The organism is Micromonospora yongxingensis, from assembly GCF_052601155.1.
Genome location: NZ_JBQXEO010000031.1, coordinates 1 through 17,900, shown reverse-complemented (window position 1 = coordinate 17,900; position 17,900 = coordinate 1). Strand labels below are relative to the sequence as shown.

Annotated in this window: 18 protein-coding genes; 9 read left to right on the top strand and 9 right to left on the bottom strand. The window is 72.5% G+C overall.

Annotated features, from left to right (window positions below):
• Positions 1-29: 29 nt before the first annotated feature.
• Positions 30-1,022, bottom strand: a complete 993-nt coding sequence (locus ACTWLT_RS27695; protein ID WP_445320875.1) for a helix-turn-helix transcriptional regulator — start codon at positions 1,020-1,022, stop codon at positions 30-32.
• 44 nt (positions 1,023-1,066) lie between these two features.
• Here ACTWLT_RS27695 and ACTWLT_RS27690 point away from each other — a divergent pair, with 44 nt between their 5' ends.
• Entirely contained in the window at positions 1,067-1,546 is a 480-nt protein-coding gene (locus ACTWLT_RS27690; RefSeq protein WP_445320874.1) for a hypothetical protein, read from the top strand.
• On the top strand, positions 1,546-2,004 hold the full coding sequence (locus ACTWLT_RS27685) for a hypothetical protein (RefSeq protein ID WP_445320873.1): 459 nt from the start codon (positions 1,546-1,548) through the stop codon (positions 2,002-2,004). The genes ACTWLT_RS27690 and ACTWLT_RS27685 overlap by 1 nt, the downstream gene beginning before the upstream one ends.
• Position 2,005: 1 nt before the next feature.
• On the opposite strand, the gene ACTWLT_RS27680 is transcribed toward ACTWLT_RS27685, so the two are convergent.
• Positions 2,006-2,671 carry a TetR/AcrR family transcriptional regulator gene (locus ACTWLT_RS27680; RefSeq protein WP_445320872.1) on the bottom strand — a complete coding sequence of 222 codons (666 nt, stop codon included), beginning with the start codon at positions 2,669-2,671 and terminating at the stop codon, positions 2,006-2,008.
• A 113-nt stretch (positions 2,672-2,784) separates the two neighbouring features.
• On the opposite strand from ACTWLT_RS27680, the gene ACTWLT_RS27675 reads away from it, so the two are divergent.
• Together ACTWLT_RS27675 and ACTWLT_RS27670 are read left to right on the top strand one after the other, a co-directional pair.
• Positions 2,785-4,284 (top strand): flavin-containing monooxygenase, encoded by a 1,500-nt coding sequence (locus tag ACTWLT_RS27675; protein ID WP_445320871.1) that lies wholly within the window; start codon positions 2,785-2,787, stop codon positions 4,282-4,284.
• 63 nt (positions 4,285-4,347) lie between these two features.
• Positions 4,348-5,241 (top strand): SDR family NAD(P)-dependent oxidoreductase, encoded by an 894-nt coding sequence (locus ACTWLT_RS27670; RefSeq protein ID WP_445320870.1) that lies wholly within the window; start codon positions 4,348-4,350, stop codon positions 5,239-5,241.
• Between the two features lie 3 nt (positions 5,242-5,244).
• On the opposite strand, the gene ACTWLT_RS27665 is transcribed toward ACTWLT_RS27670, so the two are convergent.
• The 4 genes from ACTWLT_RS27665 to ACTWLT_RS27650 form a co-directional block, all read right to left on the bottom strand.
• Positions 5,245-6,702, bottom strand: a complete 1,458-nt coding sequence (locus ACTWLT_RS27665) for a cryptochrome/photolyase family protein (RefSeq protein ID WP_445320869.1) — start codon at positions 6,700-6,702, stop codon at positions 5,245-5,247.
• A gap of 66 nt (positions 6,703-6,768) precedes the next feature.
• Positions 6,769-7,956, bottom strand: a complete 1,188-nt coding sequence (locus tag ACTWLT_RS27660; RefSeq protein ID WP_445320868.1) for a low temperature requirement protein A — start codon at positions 7,954-7,956, stop codon at positions 6,769-6,771.
• A 70-nt stretch (positions 7,957-8,026) separates the two neighbouring features.
• Complete coding sequence (locus ACTWLT_RS27655) at positions 8,027-8,914, bottom strand: glycosyltransferase family 2 protein (RefSeq protein ID WP_445320867.1); 888 nt, start codon at positions 8,912-8,914, stop codon at positions 8,027-8,029.
• Positions 8,915-8,984: 70 nt separating this feature from the next.
• On the bottom strand, positions 8,985-9,404 hold the full coding sequence (locus ACTWLT_RS27650) for a hypothetical protein (protein WP_445320866.1): 420 nt from the start codon (positions 9,402-9,404) through the stop codon (positions 8,985-8,987).
• 185 nt (positions 9,405-9,589) lie between these two features.
• On the opposite strand from ACTWLT_RS27650, the gene ACTWLT_RS27645 reads away from it, so the two are divergent.
• Together ACTWLT_RS27645 and ACTWLT_RS27640 are read left to right on the top strand one after the other, a co-directional pair.
• Complete coding sequence (locus tag ACTWLT_RS27645) at positions 9,590-10,678, top strand: S-(hydroxymethyl)mycothiol dehydrogenase (protein WP_445320865.1); 1,089 nt, start codon at positions 9,590-9,592, stop codon at positions 10,676-10,678.
• Entirely contained in the window at positions 10,675-11,304 is a 630-nt protein-coding gene (locus tag ACTWLT_RS27640; protein ID WP_445320864.1) for an MBL fold metallo-hydrolase, read from the top strand. Before ACTWLT_RS27645 ends, ACTWLT_RS27640 begins: the two co-directional genes overlap by 4 nt.
• 45 nt (positions 11,305-11,349) lie before the next feature.
• Here the strand turns inward: ACTWLT_RS27640 and tsaA are convergent, their stop codons facing one another.
• Positions 11,350-11,778: a tRNA (N6-threonylcarbamoyladenosine(37)-N6)-methyltransferase TrmO gene (tsaA, locus tag ACTWLT_RS27635; RefSeq protein WP_445320863.1), complete on the bottom strand. Its 429-nt coding sequence runs from the start codon at positions 11,776-11,778 to the stop codon at positions 11,350-11,352.
• Between the two features lie 60 nt (positions 11,779-11,838).
• Here tsaA and ACTWLT_RS27630 point away from each other — a divergent pair, with 60 nt between their 5' ends.
• Both ACTWLT_RS27630 and ACTWLT_RS27625 read left to right on the top strand, forming a co-directional pair.
• Complete coding sequence (locus ACTWLT_RS27630; protein ID WP_445320862.1) at positions 11,839-12,315, top strand: VOC family protein; 477 nt, start codon at positions 11,839-11,841, stop codon at positions 12,313-12,315.
• A 542-nt stretch (positions 12,316-12,857) separates the two neighbouring features.
• The gene (locus ACTWLT_RS27625; protein WP_252414930.1) at positions 12,858-13,571 is read left to right on the top strand and encodes a hypothetical protein; all 714 of its coding nucleotides are present in this window, start codon (positions 12,858-12,860) and stop codon (positions 13,569-13,571) included.
• Between the two features lie 68 nt (positions 13,572-13,639).
• Here ACTWLT_RS27625 and ACTWLT_RS27620 read toward each other — a convergent pair whose 3' ends face one another.
• Together ACTWLT_RS27620 and ACTWLT_RS27615 are read right to left on the bottom strand one after the other, a co-directional pair.
• Entirely contained in the window at positions 13,640-15,268 is a 1,629-nt protein-coding gene (locus ACTWLT_RS27620; protein ID WP_445320861.1) for an alkaline phosphatase D family protein, read from the bottom strand.
• 86 nt (positions 15,269-15,354) lie between these two features.
• Positions 15,355-16,722: a hypothetical protein gene (locus ACTWLT_RS27615; protein ID WP_445320860.1), complete on the bottom strand. Its 1,368-nt coding sequence runs from the start codon at positions 16,720-16,722 to the stop codon at positions 15,355-15,357.
• Positions 16,723-16,937: 215 nt separating this feature from the next.
• Here ACTWLT_RS27615 and ACTWLT_RS27610 point away from each other — a divergent pair, with 215 nt between their 5' ends.
• The gene (locus ACTWLT_RS27610) at positions 16,938-17,249 is read left to right on the top strand and encodes a MazG-like family protein (protein WP_252414927.1); all 312 of its coding nucleotides are present in this window, start codon (positions 16,938-16,940) and stop codon (positions 17,247-17,249) included.
• Positions 17,250-17,900: the final 651 nt, after the last annotated feature.

The following is a 17,900-nucleotide window of genomic DNA, read 5'->3' as shown; positions in this document are numbered from 1 at the left end:
ACTGTGGAGAAGTCGGCGGGGGCGGGCTGTCACCGGGCCGACTGGTCGGCAGGCGCGTAGAGGGCGGCCAGCCCGGCCGCCGTGGCGGCCAGCTGCTCGCGCAGCGCGACCGGGGTCAGCACCTCCACGTCGGCGCCGAGGCGCAGCAGATCGCCATGGGCGTGGGTGAGCGACTCGATCGGCAGCACGGCGGTCACCCAGCCCTGCCCGTCGGGCGGCCCGGCGCTGGCGTCCATCGCGGCGACCACCGGATCGCTGCCGATCTCCCGCAGCCGTGCCCGGCCGGCAGGGGAGAGCCGGACGGTGGCCTCGTCGCGGTGCAGGCGGGCCCGGAACTGCACCACGTGTGCCCGCCACCAGGCCGGCAGGTCGAAGTCGGCCGGCCGCTCGAACTCCTGCTCGAGCGGGGTCAGCGCGAGGATCTGGTTGACCCGGTAGGTCGCCGGTGCGCCCCGACCGGGCTGGTCGGCCACCACGTACCAGCGGCCGCCCTTGAGCACCAGGCCGTACGGCTCCAGCACCCGAGTCACCTCACCCCGCCAGCTGCGGTAGCGCACCTCGATGCGGTGCTGCCGCCAGACCGCCTCGGCCGTGCGGGCCAGCTCGGGGGAGGCGTCGCCGTCGGCGTACCAGCCGGGTGTGTCGAGGTGGAAGCGTTGTTGGAGCTGGGTGGCGCGGTCGCGCAGCGGCGCCGGCAGCGCGGCGTGCAGCTTGAGTTGCAGCGCGGCCACCACGTCGCCGTAGCCCAGCTCGCCGGCGGGCCCGGGCAGCCCGGCGAGGAAGAGCCGGTCGGCTTCCTCGACGGTCAGCCCGGTCAACCGGGTCCGCCAGCCGTCGACCAGTTGGTAGCCGCCGGCGTGCCCGGCCTCGCCGTAGAGCGGGATGCCGGCGGCGTGCAGCGACTCCACGTCCCGGTAGATGGTGCGCGGCGAGACGGCCAGCCGCTCGGCGAGCTGGGCGGCGGTCAGCCGGCCGTGCGACTGGAGCAGCAGCAGGACGGAGAGAAGTCGACTCGCTCGCACTTCACTGACACTAGCTGTCAGGGGAGTGGTCCTACCGTCCCGGCATGGCATTTCGCGACAAGGATCTACGAACACCGGGACCGGTCATGGTGGACGGCCGGCAGCTCAAGCGCTACCACATCGACCAGCCGGAGCAGCGGATCGAACCGGAGGTGGAGAAGGCCGCGTACGACCTGCTGCCGGCGCTGCTGGCCGACGTGGAGGACGACGGCACGCCGGCCGCCGGGTGGGTGGTGCTGCACCGGGGGGCGGACAGCGGCGCCTACCTGCTGGCGTACACCTGGGTGTGGGACAACGTGGTGGAGGTCCGCATCGCGGCGGCCGGGCAACCGGCACTGGACTGCCCGGACGATGATCCGACACACTTCGTCGACCTGCGCCGTCCCGGAGCGGGTTGCGTCTGGGAGTTGGCGGTGCTGGAGCACGAGCGCGCCGCCTGGGTCCGGCACATGCTGGTGCCGGAGAGCCCCGACCTGACTGGTTACCTGCACGACACACGAGCGGAAGGGCCGGTGGGCCGCTGATGGGCGACTTCGACTTCTTTGTGGGCACCTGGAACGTGATCAACCGTCGGCTGCGCAAGCGGCTGGTCGGCTCGGACGAGTGGGAGGAGTTTCCGGGGCTGTCGACCGCCCACGGCTTCTTCGGCGGCGGCGGCCACTTCGACGAGATCACCTTCCCGACGAAGGGCTCGGCCGGCGCCACGATCAGGATCTTCGACCCGGCGCGCCAGGAGTGGTCGATCTACTGGATGAACAGCGATCGCGGCGAGTTGGAGCAGCCGCCGATGGTGGGCCGCTTCGTCGACGGCGTCGGCCGTTTCTACGCCGACGACCAGCACGAGGGCCGCCCGGTGCGGTGCCGGTTCATCTGGTCGGGGATCACCGCGACCACCGCCCGCTGGGAGCAGGCGTTCTCCACCGACGGCGAGCGCACCTGGGAGACCAACTGGATCATGGAGTTCACCAAGGCGGCGGAGTAGGTCAGCTCGACGGTGGGGGAGTGGTGTCGCGGTAGATGCCGGCCATCCAGAGGTCGAGCAGCACGTCCACCACGTCCCGCTCGGCGACGGCGGGACCGTCGCCGGCGAACGTGGCGTACCAGACGCGCTCGTTCATCGAGTTGAGCGCGATGGCGAGGTCCCGGGCGGGTAGGCCGTCCGGGGCCGCGCCGCGTCGTCGTTCCGCCTCGATGGCCGCCTCGATGGCCTGCACCCAGCGCTCCAGCACCGCCGCCCAGAGCCGGCGTACCTCGGCGTTGGTGCCACGGACCTGCGCGCAGGCGAGCACCAGCGCGCGGTGCGCGCCGAACGTCTCGTGGAACCGGTGGATCAGCTCACGCCAGCGTGCCCGGGGATCCTCGGCGAGGCGAACGAGCACGTCTCCGGCGGCCGCGTCGGCCTCCTCGGTGACCCGGTCCAGCAGGGTCAGCAGCACCGCGTCCTTGGACGGGAAGTAGAAGTAGAACGTCGGTCGGGAGATGCCCGCGCCCCGGGCCAGGTCGTCGATCGAGATGTCGGCGAACGCGCGCTGCTCCAGCAGCCGTTCGGCGGTCGCGAGGATCGCCGTCTCCCGGTCGTCGCCGGTGGAGCGGGCGGCGCGGCGACCCCGTGCGCCGGCCTTCCCGGTGCCGGTGGGGGAGGTCGTCATGGCCGCTGATGCTACCCGAACTCAACACCCTGTCGACGAAACTCGACAGGGTGTTGACGGGTGTCGACGTCGATGGATAGTGTCCGGTCCACTGCCCCGGATGGAGGAACGCCATGACCTCCGACCACGTCGACGTGCTCATCATCGGCGCCGGCCTGTCCGGCATCGGCGCCGCCTGCCACCTGCGCCGTGACTGCCCCGACAAGACGTACGCGGTCCTGGAGGCGCGCGACGCCATCGGCGGCACCTGGGACCTGTTCCGCTACCCGGGTGTCCGGTCCGACTCGGACATGTTCACCCTCGGCTACTCCTTCAAGCCGTGGACCGACCCGAAGGCCATCGCCGACGGCGCTGCCATCCGACAGTACGTCCGGGAGACGGCCCGCGAGTACGACGTGCAGCGGCACATCCGTTTCTCCCACCGGGTGCTGCGCGCCGAGTGGGACAGCGCCACCGCCCGCTGGACGGTGCACGCCCAGCGCACCGACACCGCCGAGACCACGGTGCTGACCTGCTCGTTCCTCTTCGCCTGCGCCGGCTACTACCGCTACGACGAGGGCTACACGCCGCCGCTGCCCGGCATCGACGCGTACACGGGGCGGTTGGTGCACCCGCAGCACTGGCCCGACGACCTCGACCACAGCGGCAAACGGGTCGTGGTGATCGGCAGCGGCGCCACCGCGGTCACCCTGGTGCCGGCCATGGCGCAGCGGGCCGCCCACGTGACCATGCTCCAGCGCTCACCGACGTACGTCATGGCGCTGCCCTCACGTGACGTGCTGGCCGACACGCTGCGGCGCTGGCTGCCGGCGACGACCGCGTATCCGGTGGTGCGCTGGAAGAACGTGCTGTTGTCCACCCTCAACTTCCAGTTGAGCCGGCGCGCGCCCGGGCTGGTACGGCGGCTGCTGCGCCGGGCCGCCAAGGGCCGGCTGCCGGTCGGCTACGACGTCGACCGGCACTTCTCCCCCCGCTACGACCCGTGGGACCAGCGGCTCTGCGTGGTGCCCGACGGTGACCTCTTCACGGCGTTGCAGGAGGGCCGGGCGTCGGTGGTCACCGACACCATCGACACGTTCACCGCGCACGGCGTCCGGCTCACCTCCGGTGACGAGCTGCCCGCCGACATCGTGGTCACCGCCACCGGGCTCAACCTGCTCGCCCTCGGTGGCCTGACGCTCACCGTGGACGGCGCCGAGGTCGACCTGGCGAGCACCGTGGCCTACAAGGGCATGATGCTCTCCGGCGTACCGAACTTCGCGCTGACCATCGGCTACACCAACGCCTCGTGGACGCTCAAGGCCGACCTGGTCGCTGGCTACGTCTGCCGGCTGCTGCGCCACCTGGACCGCACCGGCCAGCAGGTCGTCACCCCGCTCCCGCCGCCCGACGACGAGCGGGTCCCGCTCATCGACCTGCATTCCGGGTACGTGCTGCGCAGCATCGACGCGCTGCCCAAGCAGGGCGCGGCGGCGCCGTGGCGGCTGTACCAGAACTACGCGCGCGACGTGCTGCTGATGCGGCACGGCCGGCTGACCGACGAGGGAGTGCGGTTCTCCCGCGCTCGTGGCGCCGTCGACCCGGCCGAGTCGGCCGGCACCCGGGTTGCCTGAGCGGCGCATCCCCGAGCACATCCCGGCCTCCGCCGGAGACCCGCCAGGAGAGGAGCACCCATCGTGCAGAGGTTCGACTTCGCCGGCGCCACGGCCGTGGTCACCGGCGCGGCCAGCGGCATCGGTGCCGCGCTGGCGCACGCCCTGGCCCGAAGGGGCAGCGACCTGGTCCTGCTCGACCGTGACGCCGAGCGGCTGGACGCGGTCACCGCCGCGATCCGCGCCGAACACCCGGACCGCCACCTGCACACCCACGTGGTGGACCTCGCCGACGAGGCGGCCACCGGCCGGGTGGCCGCGGAGATCGGGCAGCGGCACCCGCGGGTCCGGCTGTTGATCAACAACGCCGGTGTCGGCCTCGGCGGCCGCTTCGACCAGGTGACGTACGACGAGTTCCGTTGGGTGATCGACGTCAACTTCCGGGCCGTGGTGCAGCTGACCCACGCGTTGCTGCCCACTCTCAAGGCGGAGCCGGGCGCGCACCTGGTCAACATCTCCAGCCTGTTCGGGCTGATCGCGCCGGCCGGGCAGACCGCCTACTCGGCGAGCAAGTTCGCGGTACGCGGCTTCACCGAGGCCCTGCGACACGAGCTGGTCGACGACGGCATCGGGGTCACCTCGGTGCATCCCGGCGGGATCCGCACCCGGATCACCGAGAACGCCCGGGTCGGCAGCGGCGTCTCCCACGAGGAGTACGCGGCCGGCCGGGCACAGTTCGAGAAGCTGCTCACCATCGCGCCGGAACGGGCGGCCGAGGTGATCCTGCGGGGCGTCGAGCGTCGCCGGGGCCGGGTGCTGATCGGCTGGTCGGCGAAGGTGCCCGACCTGCTGGCCCGACTCCTGCCGGCCTCCTACAACCGGCTGCTCGTCACCGGCCTGAACCGGGGCGTCGTGCGCCCGGCGACCGCCGCCGTGCCCACCGCCGCCGCCCCGGCCGCCGACGTGGCCGGCGGCTGACGGTCACGGCGGGCTGCTGCCCCGCTTCTCCTCCTGGGCGAGCACCGCCTCGCGGTGTTCCGGCTCGTCGCGGCGGGCCAGCTCGGCCGCGAGCCGGGGGTCGGCCACCAGCCGCTCCCGGTTGCGGTGCAGGAAACTCTCGAAACCCCCGGTGTACGGGCACGCCAGATCGCCGAGCGCCCGCTCCGGCGCGTAGCGGCAGCCGGAGCAGTAGTCACTCATCTCGTCGATGTCGGTGCCGTCCACCGCGTACGGTCGCGTGTCCACCCGGGCCAGGTCGGCGTACTGGCTCATGCCGATCACGGTCGCGTTCATCACCCAGTCGGTGCCGTCCACGAAGCACTGCCGGAACCAGTCCACGACCTCGGCCGGGCGCCAGCCGCGCTGCAACGCGTAGTTGCCCAGCACCAGCAGTCGGGGGGCGTGGTGCGTCCACGCCCGGTCCCGGACGCTGGCGAGCACGTCGGACAGGCAGCGGGCCTCGACCGCGTCGGCGTCCAGCTCGGCGAACCAGTCCGGCAGCGGCTCGGTGGCGGCCAGCCAGTTGGCACCCCGGAACCCCGGCTCGAAGTACCAGTAGAGCTGCCAGAGGAACTCGCGCCAGCCAAGCAGCCCCCGGATGAACGGCTCCACCGCCGTACGCGCAGCGGTGCCGGCCCGCCATGCCTGCTCGGCGGCGCGGACGGCCGGCTCCGGGTCGAGCAGCCCGAGGTTGAACGAGGACGAGAGCACCGAATGCGCGAACAGCGGGTCGTCGACGCTCATCACGTCGGCGTAGCGGCCGTACCCGGGCAGCCGGTGGGTCAGGAAGTGCTCCAGCCGGGCCTGCGCCTCGCCGTGCGTGGCCGGATACCGGCGAGGGCCGTCGCGGCCGACGAACCGCACCCCGTTGGCCGCCCACCGGTCCAGCTCGCGACGGACCTGCGCGTCGATGTCGTCCTCGACGATCGGCGGTGGTGGCGGTGGCGGTGCCGCCGGCGCGGCGTCGCCCTCGGTGCGGGGTCGCCCGGTCGTGCCGCCCGGGGCGGCGGTCAGCACACCGTGCCGGCGGCGGGCGTGCCGGTAGAAGTCGGTCATCCGCAGCGGGCCGCGCCGGGTCCGGTCCGCCCAGGAGGCGAAGTCGGCCTGGCTGGTGACGAAGCCGCGCGGCGGCAGCACGGTCAGCCCGGGAACCGACCGGGCGAAGCGCAGCGCCGCCCGGGAGTGCGGATGGCACACCTCCACCGGCTCGGCGACCTGCGCCAGCGCCTCCCGGAACGTGTCGGTCCGCAGCAGCAGCGCCCGGTCGCCCAGCTCGGCGGCGCGGTGCCGCAGCGCGGAGAGGATCAGGTGCGCCTTCTGCCGGTGCATGGGCCGACGGCGGAACATCTCCCGGATCTCCACCAGCAGCACCGGCTGGTCGGGGTCGTCGAGGAAGTGTGGCCCGAGCTGGTCGGCCAACAGCCATCGGCGGCGAAGCATGCCGCAATTCTGCCGACTTCCGGGCCGTCGCGCCCGGTGGCGGGCCGGAACCCCGGGGGTGCCGGATCAGGCCGGGTCGGCGTCGACCGGCATCGTGCCCCGTCGGACGTCGCGCCTGCGCATCAACACCGTCAGCGCCACCAGGGCGAAGAGGAGCAGCGCGAGCACGTGGACCGGGACCGGGCCCAGCGGCGCGAGCAGCGCCAGCAGCGCGACGATCGGAAAGGCGACGACCACCGCGCCGTGCTGCTGCCGGCGGACGTGCAGCACCCAGACGGTGAGCAGGTAGACGGCGACCGGGACGGCGACCGCGTACCCGGCGGTGACCCCGGAGACGTGCCCGATGTGCCGCTCGTGGTCCACCGCCACGACCAGGCCCGCGCCGACCGCGGCGACCGCGGCGAAGATCAGATAGTGGCCGTAGCCCCAGACCAGCGAGTAGGGCAGCCGGTCGGGCGCCTCGATCGGCCGGTCGAAGTAGAGCCACCAGAGCGCGAACACGATGACCACACCCGCCGCGGTGAGCGTCCACAGGTTCTGGTCGCCGGCGTCCAGCTCGGTCTGGATCGCCACCGAGACGGACAGCACCACCTCACCGAGCACGATGAGGGTGAACAGTCCGTACCGCTCGGCGATGTGCCGGGGATGCCACGGCGTCATTCCAGGCCGTTCGGCCACCGCCGGCACGAGCAGGTCGGCCAGCGCCAGCAGCACGAACGACGCCATGCCCCACTCGGCGGGCAGAGCCAACCGCAGCAACCAGCCGACCTGCACCACGGTCACGCCGATCGCGTAGCGGCGTGCCGCCGCGCGGTGCGCCGGGTCGCCGACCGCCGCTCGGCTCCACTGCACGACGGCAGCCAGCCGCATCACCACGTACCCGTAGGTGATGACGGTGAAGTCGCCCTCGGCGAAGGCGCGCGGCACCCCGGCAGCCAGGATCAGTGCTCCGGTGATCTGCACCAGCGCGGTGATCCGGTAGACGTCGTCGTCGGTGTCGTAGGCCGAGGCGAACCAGGTGAAGTTCATCCACGACCACCAGATCGCGAAGAACACCATCACGTAACTGGTCACCGCGTGACCGAGGTGACCCTCGGAGACGTCGTGGTGCAGGCTGCTGGCGGCCTGCGCCACGGCCACCACGAAGCAGAGGTCGAAGAACAGCTCCAGCGGAGTGGCCGAGCGGTGCGGCTCATCCCGGGATCGGGGCCTCATCGGCCGGTAGAACGGCCGCACGGATGGGGAACGGGTCAACGCAGCTCCTCGGGTCGCCCACACGATAGCGAGCCCGGCACCCGTCCCGAGAATGATCGCCGCAGGCAGATCAGCCGGCCCGGGCCACCCGGGCCGGCGGCGGCGCGACCGCCTCGCCTGCCTCACGCCGGGCCAGGGTGCGCAGGGCCGCCTCCACCTCGGCGGGCAACCGGCGCCGGCCCCGCAGCGCCCACCCCAGCTCACGGCCGGCGTCGAACAGCCCGCCCCGGCCGGCGGCGTCCCGGGCCACGGTGGCCGCCGTGCGCAGCACCACCCCGGCCGGGCGGCGCAGCAGCGCGGTGAGCAGCCGGTTGCGCGCCTCCATCCGCTGCCGGGCCAGCCCGTCCCGCCCCGCCGGCAGAGGCAGATGGTGGGCCACCACCTCGTCGGCGTACGCCAACTGCCAGCCGGCCGCGGCCAGGTCCATCGCCAGCAGCGCCTCCTCGCCGTACGTGCCCAGCCGCTCGGTAAAGCCGCCGACCTGCTGGAACGCCGAGCGGCGCAGCACCACCGCGCAGGCCAGGAAGCCCAGCACCGCCGGCCCCGGCGCGCCCGGCCGGGTGCCCAGCGGCGCGCGGGCCATCGCGGCGGACACCGGGTCGAGCCGCTGCTCCCGCCCGACCCGCACCTGCCCGGTGAGCAGGCCGGTGCCCGGGTGCCCCCGCAGGATCGCGGCGGCTCGTTCCAGCGCACCCGGCGCCCAGTAGGAGTCGTCGTCGGCGAACGCCACGAAGGGCGTGTCGGCCAGCTCGACGCCGATGTTGCGGGCCGCGCCGGCGCCCGCGTTCCCGTCGAGCCGCACCACCCGCACCGCGGGAAAGGCTCGGGCCACCGCGGCCGGGGTGCCGTCGTCGGAGCCGTTGTCCACCACGATCACCGGTGCGGCGTGCCGGCCCAGCGTGTCGAGCAGTTGCGCACGTCGGTTGCGGGTGGCCACCACCACGGTCACGTCGGTCATGGCGGCCCTGCTACCCCGGTGCGGCCCGCTCACGCCTGCCGCGGCCGGCCAACCCTCCCGTCGGTCGGGATCAGTGGTGCCGGCGGCCGTGCGTCAACCCCTCCAGCACCAGGGTCAACCCGGCGCCGACCAGCCACACGTCCTTCGCCAGGCCGGTGCCCTGCTGCGTCGGGCGCACGCTGCCCGCCTCGCGCATCCCCGGCGTCTTCAGGTAGAGCTGCACCAGGCCGACGCCGAACGCGGTCAGGCCCAGCCCGGCCAGGGTGGCCGGGACGAACGGGGCGATCAGCGCGGCCCCCAGGGCCATCTCCGAGTACGACAGCAGCTTGGCGAACCGCGCCGGCTCCAGTTGGCCGAGCTGCGGAAGGGCCGCCACGGCCATCCCGTGCATGCCCTGCGCGGCCTCGCCCTCCAGGTTCCGCTTGGTCAGACCCGAGTTGAGGATGTACGCGCCGATGCTGACCCGTAGCGGCAGGTGCGCCAGCTTCATGTTCACTCCCCGTGGCCGTGGTTCGAATGCGGCCCGCGTACCCGTCCCGACCGGCGATAACCCGCCAACCGGCCGACTGGGCCGGCCGTGGTGATCGCGGTAGGTTCGCCAGGGGCCCACCGCCGGGCCCGGCGCACCCGCCCGCCCGGCACCGGCTCCGCCGCAGATCACCAGCAGGAGGCGAAGTGAGCCAGGAAGTCCGGGGAGTCATCTCCCGCAGCAAGGGCGCGCCGGTCGAGGTCACCACCATCGTGGTGCCCGATCCCGGCCCAGGTGAGGCGATCGTCCGGATCCAGTCCTGCGGGGTCTGCCACACCGACCTGCACTACCGAGAGGGTGGCATCAACGACGAGTACCCGTTCCTGCTCGGACACGAGGCGGCGGGCATCGTCGAGCAGGTGGGGGAGGGCGTCACCGAGGTCGCCCCGGGCGACTTCGTGGTGCTCAACTGGCGGGCGGTCTGCGGGGTCTGCCGCGCCTGTCGCCGGGGTCGCCCCTGGTACTGCTTCAACACCCACAACGCCACCCAGCGGATGACCCTCACCGACGGCACCGAACTCGCCCCCGCGCTCGGCATCGGGGCGTTCGCCGAGAAGACTCTCGTGCACGCCGGGCAGTGCACCAAGGTGGACCCGGCCGCCCGACCCGCCGCGGTGGGCCTGCTCGGCTGCGGCGTGATGGCCGGGCTGGGCGCGGCCATGAACACCGGCAACGTCACCCGTGGCGATTCGGTCGCGGTGATCGGCTGCGGCGGCGTCGGCGACGCGGCGGTCGCCGGGGCGGCCCTCGCGGGCGCCACGACGATCGTCGCGGTGGACACCGACAGCCGAAAGCTGGACTGGGCCCGGAAGTTCGGCGCCACGCACACCGTCAACGCCTCCGAGACCGACCCGGTCGAGGCGATCCGTGCCGCCACCGGTGGCTTCGGCGCCGACGTGGTGATCGACGCGGTGGGCCGGCCGGAGACGTGGAAGCAGGCGTTCTACGCCCGGGACCTGGCCGGCACGGTGGTGCTGGTGGGCGTGCCCACCCCGCAGATGCAGATCGAGCTGCCGCTGCTGGACGTCTTCGGGCGCGGCGGCGCCCTCAAGTCCAGTTGGTACGGCGACTGCCTGCCCAGTCGGGACTTCCCCATGCTCACCGAGCTGTACCTGCAGGGCCGGCTCGACCTGGACGCGTTCGTCACCGAGGAGATCGCGCTCGACCAGGTCGAGAACGCGTTCGACCGGATGCACCACGGCGACGTGCTCCGCTCGGTGGTGGTGTTCCCGTGACCGCCCGGGTCGACCACGCGGTCACCTCCGGCACGTTCTCCCTCGACGGGCAGACGTTCGACGTGGACAACAACGTCTGGGTGCTCGGCGACGACAGCGAGTGTGTCGTTCTGGACGCGCCGCACGACGTGGACGCGATCCTCACCCTGGTGGGCGACCGCCACGTCCGGGCGATCCTGGCCACCCACGCGCACGACGACCACGTCCGGGTGGCGCCCGAGCTGGCCCGGGCCACCGGCGCGCCCGTGCTGCTGCATGCCGCCGACCGGGTGCTCTGGGACATGGTGCACCCCCAGTTGCCACCGCACGGCGAGCTGCACGACGGGCAGAGCATCGAGGTGGCCGGCACCACGCTGCGGGTGCTGCACACCCCCGGGCACAGCCCGGGCGCGTGCAGCTTCCACGCACCGGAGTTGGGCGCGGTGTTCACCGGCGACACGCTCTTCGCCGGCGGGCCGGGCGCCACCGGCCGCTCGTACAGCGACTTCGACACCATCGTCCGGTCGATCCGTACCCGCCTGTTCAGCCTGCCAGCGGAGACGGTCGTGCACACCGGGCACGGCGACGACACCACGATCGGCGCGGAGGCTCCACACCTGCAGGAGTGGCTGAGCCGCGGCCACTGAGCGTGGTTTCCGGTCGCGGGCCGGTGGGCGGGGCCCCGATGAGCGTCAGCGCTCGTCCACCGCGCCCAGCACCGGCTTCACGTCGAGCACCGGGGTGCCGTCCAGCGCCTCGAGGTCGGCCACCCGGACGCGCAGCCCTTCCGCCGCCAGCACCCGCACTCGGTGCAGCCCGATTGGGTTGGGCCGGTGTGGGGAGCGGGTGCTGAAAACGCCGGTCTCCGGCCGTGTCTCGTCGCCGCGCGGGTGCACCGCCAGGATGTCCCGCCGGGCCCGGTCCAGCCAGGTCAGCACCAGCAGCTCCGCACCGGCCCGTACGTCGCGCAGGGCCCGCTCGACCTGCGGGTCGAAGACCAACCAGGCGTCCGGGGCGCCCTCGTCGCCTTGCCTCGGCGCACACGCCGCGTCGGTCAGCGGTGAGGCGACCCGGCCGACCGGGCGCAGCAGGTACGTGTCGCCGCTATCGGCTTCGTCCATGGCCGCTCCCTTCCGGACGGTCCCAATCTAGCGCCGCTGGCCGGCGCTATGATCCCGCTCATGGCAGCCGAGCACCCCGCACCCGTCGTCCGTCAGCTGCGCCTCGTCGTGGAGGCAGCGGACCACGAGGCGGCCGTCGCCTTCTTCCGGGACGCGCTCGGCCTGCGTGAGGAGGCGGCGTTCAGCGGCGACGGGGACGCCCGGGTGGTGATCCTGGACGCCGGCCGCGCGACCTTGGAGATCGCCAACCCGGCGCAGAAGCGCATGATCGACGAGGTCGAGGTAGGCCGGCAGGTCGCGCCCCGCATCCGGGTGGCCTTCGAGGTGGACGACGCCCGAGAGACGACCTCCCGACTCGTCGCCGCCGGGGCGAGCGAGATCGCGCCACCCACCCGCACCCCCTGGCAGTCGCTCAACGCCCGCCTCGCCGCGCCGGCCGACCTTCAGATCACCGTCTTTCAGGAGCTGCACACGCCGGAGGAGGGGGCCGAGACGGACGGCGCCAGCACCGGACGTGATCGTTCTGACCGGTCCTGACCGGTCTGACACCGCCTGACACGCGCCGCGCCGATCGTCCGAAAGCTCGTACTGCTGCACCTCACCCATCGTGACATGGTGGCCGATCACGGACGGTCCGCGGAGACCCCAATCCACACCGCGCCCGCAAGTCGCGCCCGCCACCTGTGTCGGGCCCTTTGCTCTGCTTCAACAGACGCAACATGTCCCTTGACCTGCGTGAGGCGAATTTCGGGTGGCTCCGGATGTTGTCGACAGGTCCGCACGGTCCGTAACTGTCGCGTCTGTTGAGGCAGAGCAAAGGCTGATGGGTGGGAGTGGCCTACCGCCCCGAAGGGCCACGCTGCGTCACTATTGCCGGGCGCGGGCGGTGAGAGGTTGACCTGTCCGGTTTCCGGGGGGTGACCGGGACCGCACCTCGCCGAGCGTGAGCATTTCCGGAATGCCCGACAGGTGAACCTGGTTGTGTCCCCCGTACCGCCGGAGCCCAAACCCTTTTCCGCGGTCATCTCCCGAGGAGTGTTCACCCCGGAGCGCTCCGCACGATCGAAAGGGCAACCATCGTGAAGGTCGACTTCACTCGATGGCTCCCCGCCATCGCTAAGGACCAGTACCGCAAGACCGCGCTGAGCGTTGTGGGTGTTGCCGCCCTCGGTGGCCTGGCGCTCGCACCGACGGCAGCCGCAGCCCCGGTCACCTCCGGGCCGCACCAGGGCGCTGTCGCCGCCATCGACCTCGCCACCGGCAAGGCCGCCACCTCCGCACGTCAGGAGGACCAGCCCGTCGAGTCCGGGCTGACGACCGGCTCCGCCACCGGCAAGCCGCCGGCCGGCAAGCCCAGCCGCGAGGAACTGATCCCCCACGGCATCGAGGGCGCCCAGTCGCGCATCCCGCTCGACGACGCGCAGCTCGCCAACGCCCGGGCGATCGTCGACGCGGCCAAGAAGACCGGCGTCGGCGACCGCGGCGCGGTGATCGGCATCGCCACCTCGCTGCAGGAGTCGAAGCTGTACAACCTCGGCCACCTCGGCGCGTACAACGACCACGACTCGCAGGGCCTGTTCCAGCAGCGCCCGTCGTCCGGTTGGGGCACGCCCGAGCAGATCACCGACCCGGAGTACGCCGCCACGGCGTTCTTCAGCGCACTGAAGAACGTGGGCGGTTGGCAGGACCTGCCGCTGACCACCGCCGCGCAGACCGTCCAGGTCTCCGCGTTCCCCTACGCGTACGCGCAGTGGGAGGAGCAGGCGGCGGACCTCGTCCAGCAGCTCTGGTGACACGACAGCCGTAAACCACGCCGGCCGGTTCCCGAACAGGGAGCCGGCCGGCGTCGTCGTGTCCGGTGTCAGGCCAGCGGGGCGGCCTCCCTGCGCAGCTTCGCGGAGCCGGCGCCCACCGACCAGCCGGCTACCCAGCGGCTGGTGCTGGCGGCCCGGGTCCGGTCCGCCAGGTGGTACCAGTCCATCCGGCACCGCTGACGGGTCACCTCCAGCACGCCGTATCCGTGCCCGTCCAACTCCGTCCAGCGCACGTGCGGGTTCGTCGAGCGGAGCAGGCCGGCGCCGAGCGTGCTGAGAGCGTTGCCGGCCGGTAGGCCGAGGAAGTCGTTGACGTTGTCGCTGGTCACCGACGGCACCACGAACTCGGCGGCGGCCGGATCGTCCAGCCCCGTCGAGCGGGTGGTCACCTCGTTCGCCCATGAGGTGTGGATGTCACCGGTGAGGAAGACGACGTCCCGCGTCCCGGTGGCGCGCACGTGGTCGACCAACTCGTTGCGGTCGGCGTTGTAGCCGTCCCACTGGTCGGTGTTGAGCACCGCGCCGTTCTGCGGAATGCCGAGCAGGGCGCCCAGGGGGCCGAGCAGCCAGGCGGGCAGCGCGCCCACGTCCACCCGGGCGATCATCACCGGGTTGCCGACCAGTTTCCACCGGGCGGTGGACGCGGCCAGCCCGGCCTTGAGCCACGACATCTGGGTGTCCCCGGTGATGGTGCGCCCCGGGTCGTCCACCGCCGTACCGGACGCCTGCTGCGAGCGGTACGTGCGGAGGTCCAGCATGGACAGCTCGGCGAGCCGACCGAACCGCAGCCGCCGGTAGATCGAGCCGTCCACGCCGGTGCGCACCGGCATCCACTCCAGGTACGCCTGTCGGGCCGCCGCGAGCCGGTCGGTGTACGTCCCTTCGGTCCCCGGGGTGTGGTTCTCCGCGCCGCCGGACCACTGGTCGTTGGCCACCTCGTGGTCGTCCCAGGTGATCACCCAGGGCAGCGCGGCGTGCAGCGCCTGCAGGTCCGGGTCGGTCTTGTAGAGCGCGTGCCGGACCCGGTAGTCGGCGAGGGTGAGCACCTCGTGCGCGGGCCGCACCGCCCGGACAACCGTGCCGCCCGCGTCGAACTCCCCGGTGCCGTACTCGTAGAGATAGTCGCCCAGGTGCACCACCAGGTTGAGGTCGCCGCGCTCGGCCAGGTGCCGGTACGCCGCGAAGAACCCGGCCTCCCAGTTCGCGCAGGACACCACGCCCAGGCGCAGCCGGTCGATCTCGGCGTCGATCGGCGGCGCGGTCATCGTGCGTCCGGCCGGCGACCAGCCGTCGGCGTGGCCGAACCGGTACCAGTACGTGGTCGCTGGCGCCAACCCGCTCACCGCCACCTTCACCGTGTGGTCCCGGCCCGGGCCGGTGTGCTGCGTCCCGGCGGCCACCACCGTGGTGAAGTCCGGGTCGGCGGCGACCTGCCAGGTCACGTCCACCTCGGGGCCGACGCCGGAGCCGGGCTGCGCCTCGGCGGTCGGGGTCAGTCGGGTCCAGAGCAGGACGCCGTCCGGCAGTGGATCGCCGGAGGCGACCCCGTGCTGGAAGGCCGCGTCGGCCGCGTGGGCCGGGCCACCGCCGGCGAGGGTGGCGCCGGCCAGGACGGCGGTGCCGGCGGATGCGCCGGCCATGCGCAGGAGGGTACGACGGTCGAGGGTGTTCGTCATGGTCTATGTGTCTACCGTCCATCCTGGCCCGTGCGCTGCCCCCGACGACGAGATTTCGCCTCCCCGTCGTCGGGGGTTCCGCTCGGTCAGCAGGCGGGGTAGAGGCGGCGGGTGCCGACGCCGGCGGCGTACGCGGCCCGGTCGCTGAATCGGCAGCCGTAGTCCGCCCTGGCCACCACGGCCGGATCGGTCACCGTGTCGCCGGCAGGGCGTTTGCCGGTGCGTACCCAGGACACCAGGTCGTCCCAGGCGGCGCCGGCCTCGGCGGGGCTGAACTCGCAGTGCTGCGTGGCCCGGATGGCCCGCTGCACCACCAGCCTGCCGCGGCCGTGCCGGGCCACGTCCGTGGCGTACGCCTGCTCCATGCTGAACGGCACGAACAGGTCACCGAGGCCGTGCAGGCTGAGCACGGGCGCGGTGGGCCGGCCGGCGATCCGTGGCACCTCGGTCAGCGTCGGCAGGAGTCGCTGCCGGACGTTCTCCGGGGCGATCCGCGGAACCGTGGCGTTGACGTTGACCGGGCTGTTCGGGCTGTAGCGGGTGAGCAGGTTGGTGGAGAGTTGACCGGGCCGCTGCGCGGGGGAGTCACCGCCGCTGGTCACGCTGATCGAGAAGAGGAAGTCCTTCCACACGGCGAACGCGGCGTCCGCGCCGGGCCTCGGCCCACCGGTACGGTTCACCGTGATCGCCCGTAGCTGTTTACCCCGGTCGGTGGTGGTGTCCGGCCCGGTGGGGGTGAGCCCGGCCAGACCGAGGGCCACCTGGATGCGTGGTACGGCATTCGTCAGGTAGTCGGCCGGCGTGGGGTAGGCGGGCACCCCGGCGAGGGTCTGCGCGACGAGGTTGTAGTCGAGGTAGAAGTCCAGCAGCGTCTGGTCGCCGAGCACCCCGCACATGGGCAGCGCCCCGTCGTAGTAGCCGGGGTACTGCTCCAGCGAGCGGCCGATGACGTACCCGCCCATCGACACCCCCGCCAGGTAGGTGTGGTGCGGCCGGCGGATCGTCCGTCCGAAGTGCTCGGACAGGTCCTTGGTGCCCAGCACCCCGGAGCGGATGTCGAAACCGTTGCGGTCGTACGACGACGACGCCCAGGCGTACCCCTGCTCCAGCAGCCGTTGGCGCAGCCCGAAGCCGGGTTGCTCCGGCGAGAGCACCGTGCCCTGGCCGCGGTAGCCGTGCGCCCACAGCACCAGGTCACCGTTCCAGCGGGCGGGGACCTCGATGATGTACCCGGCGTGGCGGTGCACGCCCTGGCGTACCGTCGTCGGTTTGCCGGCCACGACCAGCGGCGCGAGCGGCGGATTCTCGATGGTGTACCCGGGCAGCGGCTGGCCGCCTGTCGGGTCGCGGTCGGCGGCGCTGGCCGGCGCCGCGCCGGCCAGCCCGACCGCCAGGGTCAGGGTCGCGGTGGCGCCGAGCAGACGGCGGAGGGTACGGACGGGTGTGGACAGCATCGGTGCTCCCCATCGGACGGATGTCGCCCGGGGGGCGACCAGGCGGGACGGTTGCCTACCGGCCGGTAGCGTCCTGAACCTAGAACCGCCGTCGACCGGAGTCAATGGCTGCGCTGATCGCCCGGTCAGGCTCAACTGTCCGGCCGGTCAGAGCAGGCCGTGATGGTGGGGCCCGGCTGTGTGGCCTCGCAGGTCGGTCGGGTTGACTGGTCGCCGTGGACGAGTCGATCTGGGAGGCGGCCCGCGCGTCGCGTGGCTGGTTGGACGCGGCGAACGGCACCGGGCAGACGGAACTGACCTGCCGCATCCTCAAGCTCACCGAGGAGGCGGGGGAGGCCTCGGCAGCCTGGATCGGTCTGCTCGGACAGAATCCGCGCAAGGGCGTCACCCACACCCGCGAGGACGTTGCGGCGGAACTGGCCGACGTCGCCTTCACGGCGCTGGTGGCAATCGAGAGCCTGGGCCTGGATGCGCGGACGGTGCTCGACTCCTGCGCCGCCAAGGTCCGCTCCCGGCTCGCCGGCTGACCGGCTCAGCCCGCCGCCGGTGGTGCCGGCGACTTCCTTGGGCCACCCAGCAAGCCAAGCCCGCCGGGTGGCGGTCGCGGTCGTGTCCGCGATACCTGTGAGGCATATGTATGCCTGTGAGGTATCGGCAGTCGTGTCGACGCCGGCCGGGTGTCGCCTCCTGAGGTGATCGACTCGGTGTCGGTGATGTCGGGGTGTCCCCGGGGTCAGGATGCCCCGATGTCACGGATGCCGAGTGGATCACCACCGCTGGGGCCGGTGTGACGCCGGGACGGTCGGTCGACCCGATCCCGACGGTGCCTGTTGTCCGGTTCATGCCGGGTTGACCTGTGACCCGATGCATCCGCGCGGCGGAATCGTGGCCGGCCCGGGGTCGTTACATACCCTGACGATCGCAGCACCACGGCCCGCCACCCCGACCCCCAAGGTTGGAATGCCAGGCCACCCCCGGTCGTTACAGATCCCCTGAACGACCGCACCAGCACCCGCTCAACGGGGTGCCGATGGACGGGCCACCCCCGGAATGACCCCGGCCCGGCGGTCGTTACACACAGACCCGGCGCCACGAGCCCCGCGCCCGTGAGCCGCCGAAATGACTTTTTCCCCGTGTTTGAGAAGCGCCGGACGAGGTGCTTGCACCCGCGTGTCGTT

Coding starts and splice junctions, on each gene's coding strand:
- ACTWLT_RS27690 (WP_445320874.1), top strand. CDS start 1,067: ATGGCATTTCGCGACAAGGATCTACGAACACCGGGACCGGTCATGGTG.
- ACTWLT_RS27685 (WP_445320873.1), top strand. CDS start 1,546: ATGGGCGACTTCGACTTCTTTGTGGGCACCTGGAACGTGATCAACCGT.
- ACTWLT_RS27680 (WP_445320872.1), bottom strand. CDS start 2,671: ATGACGACCTCCCCCACCGGCACCGGGAAGGCCGGCGCACGGGGTCGC.
- ACTWLT_RS27675 (WP_445320871.1), top strand. CDS start 2,785: ATGACCTCCGACCACGTCGACGTGCTCATCATCGGCGCCGGCCTGTCC.
- ACTWLT_RS27665 (WP_445320869.1), bottom strand. CDS start 6,702: ATGCTTCGCCGCCGATGGCTGTTGGCCGACCAGCTCGGGCCACACTTC.
- ACTWLT_RS27655 (WP_445320867.1), bottom strand. CDS start 8,914: ATGACCGACGTGACCGTGGTGGTGGCCACCCGCAACCGACGTGCGCAA.
- ACTWLT_RS27650 (WP_445320866.1), bottom strand. CDS start 9,404: ATGAAGCTGGCGCACCTGCCGCTACGGGTCAGCATCGGCGCGTACATC.
- tsaA (WP_445320863.1), bottom strand. CDS start 11,778: ATGGACGAAGCCGATAGCGGCGACACGTACCTGCTGCGCCCGGTCGGC.
- ACTWLT_RS27630 (WP_445320862.1), top strand. CDS start 11,839: ATGGCAGCCGAGCACCCCGCACCCGTCGTCCGTCAGCTGCGCCTCGTC.
- ACTWLT_RS27620 (WP_445320861.1), bottom strand. CDS start 15,268: ATGACGAACACCCTCGACCGTCGTACCCTCCTGCGCATGGCCGGCGCA.
- ACTWLT_RS27615 (WP_445320860.1), bottom strand. CDS start 16,722: ATGCTGTCCACACCCGTCCGTACCCTCCGCCGTCTGCTCGGCGCCACC.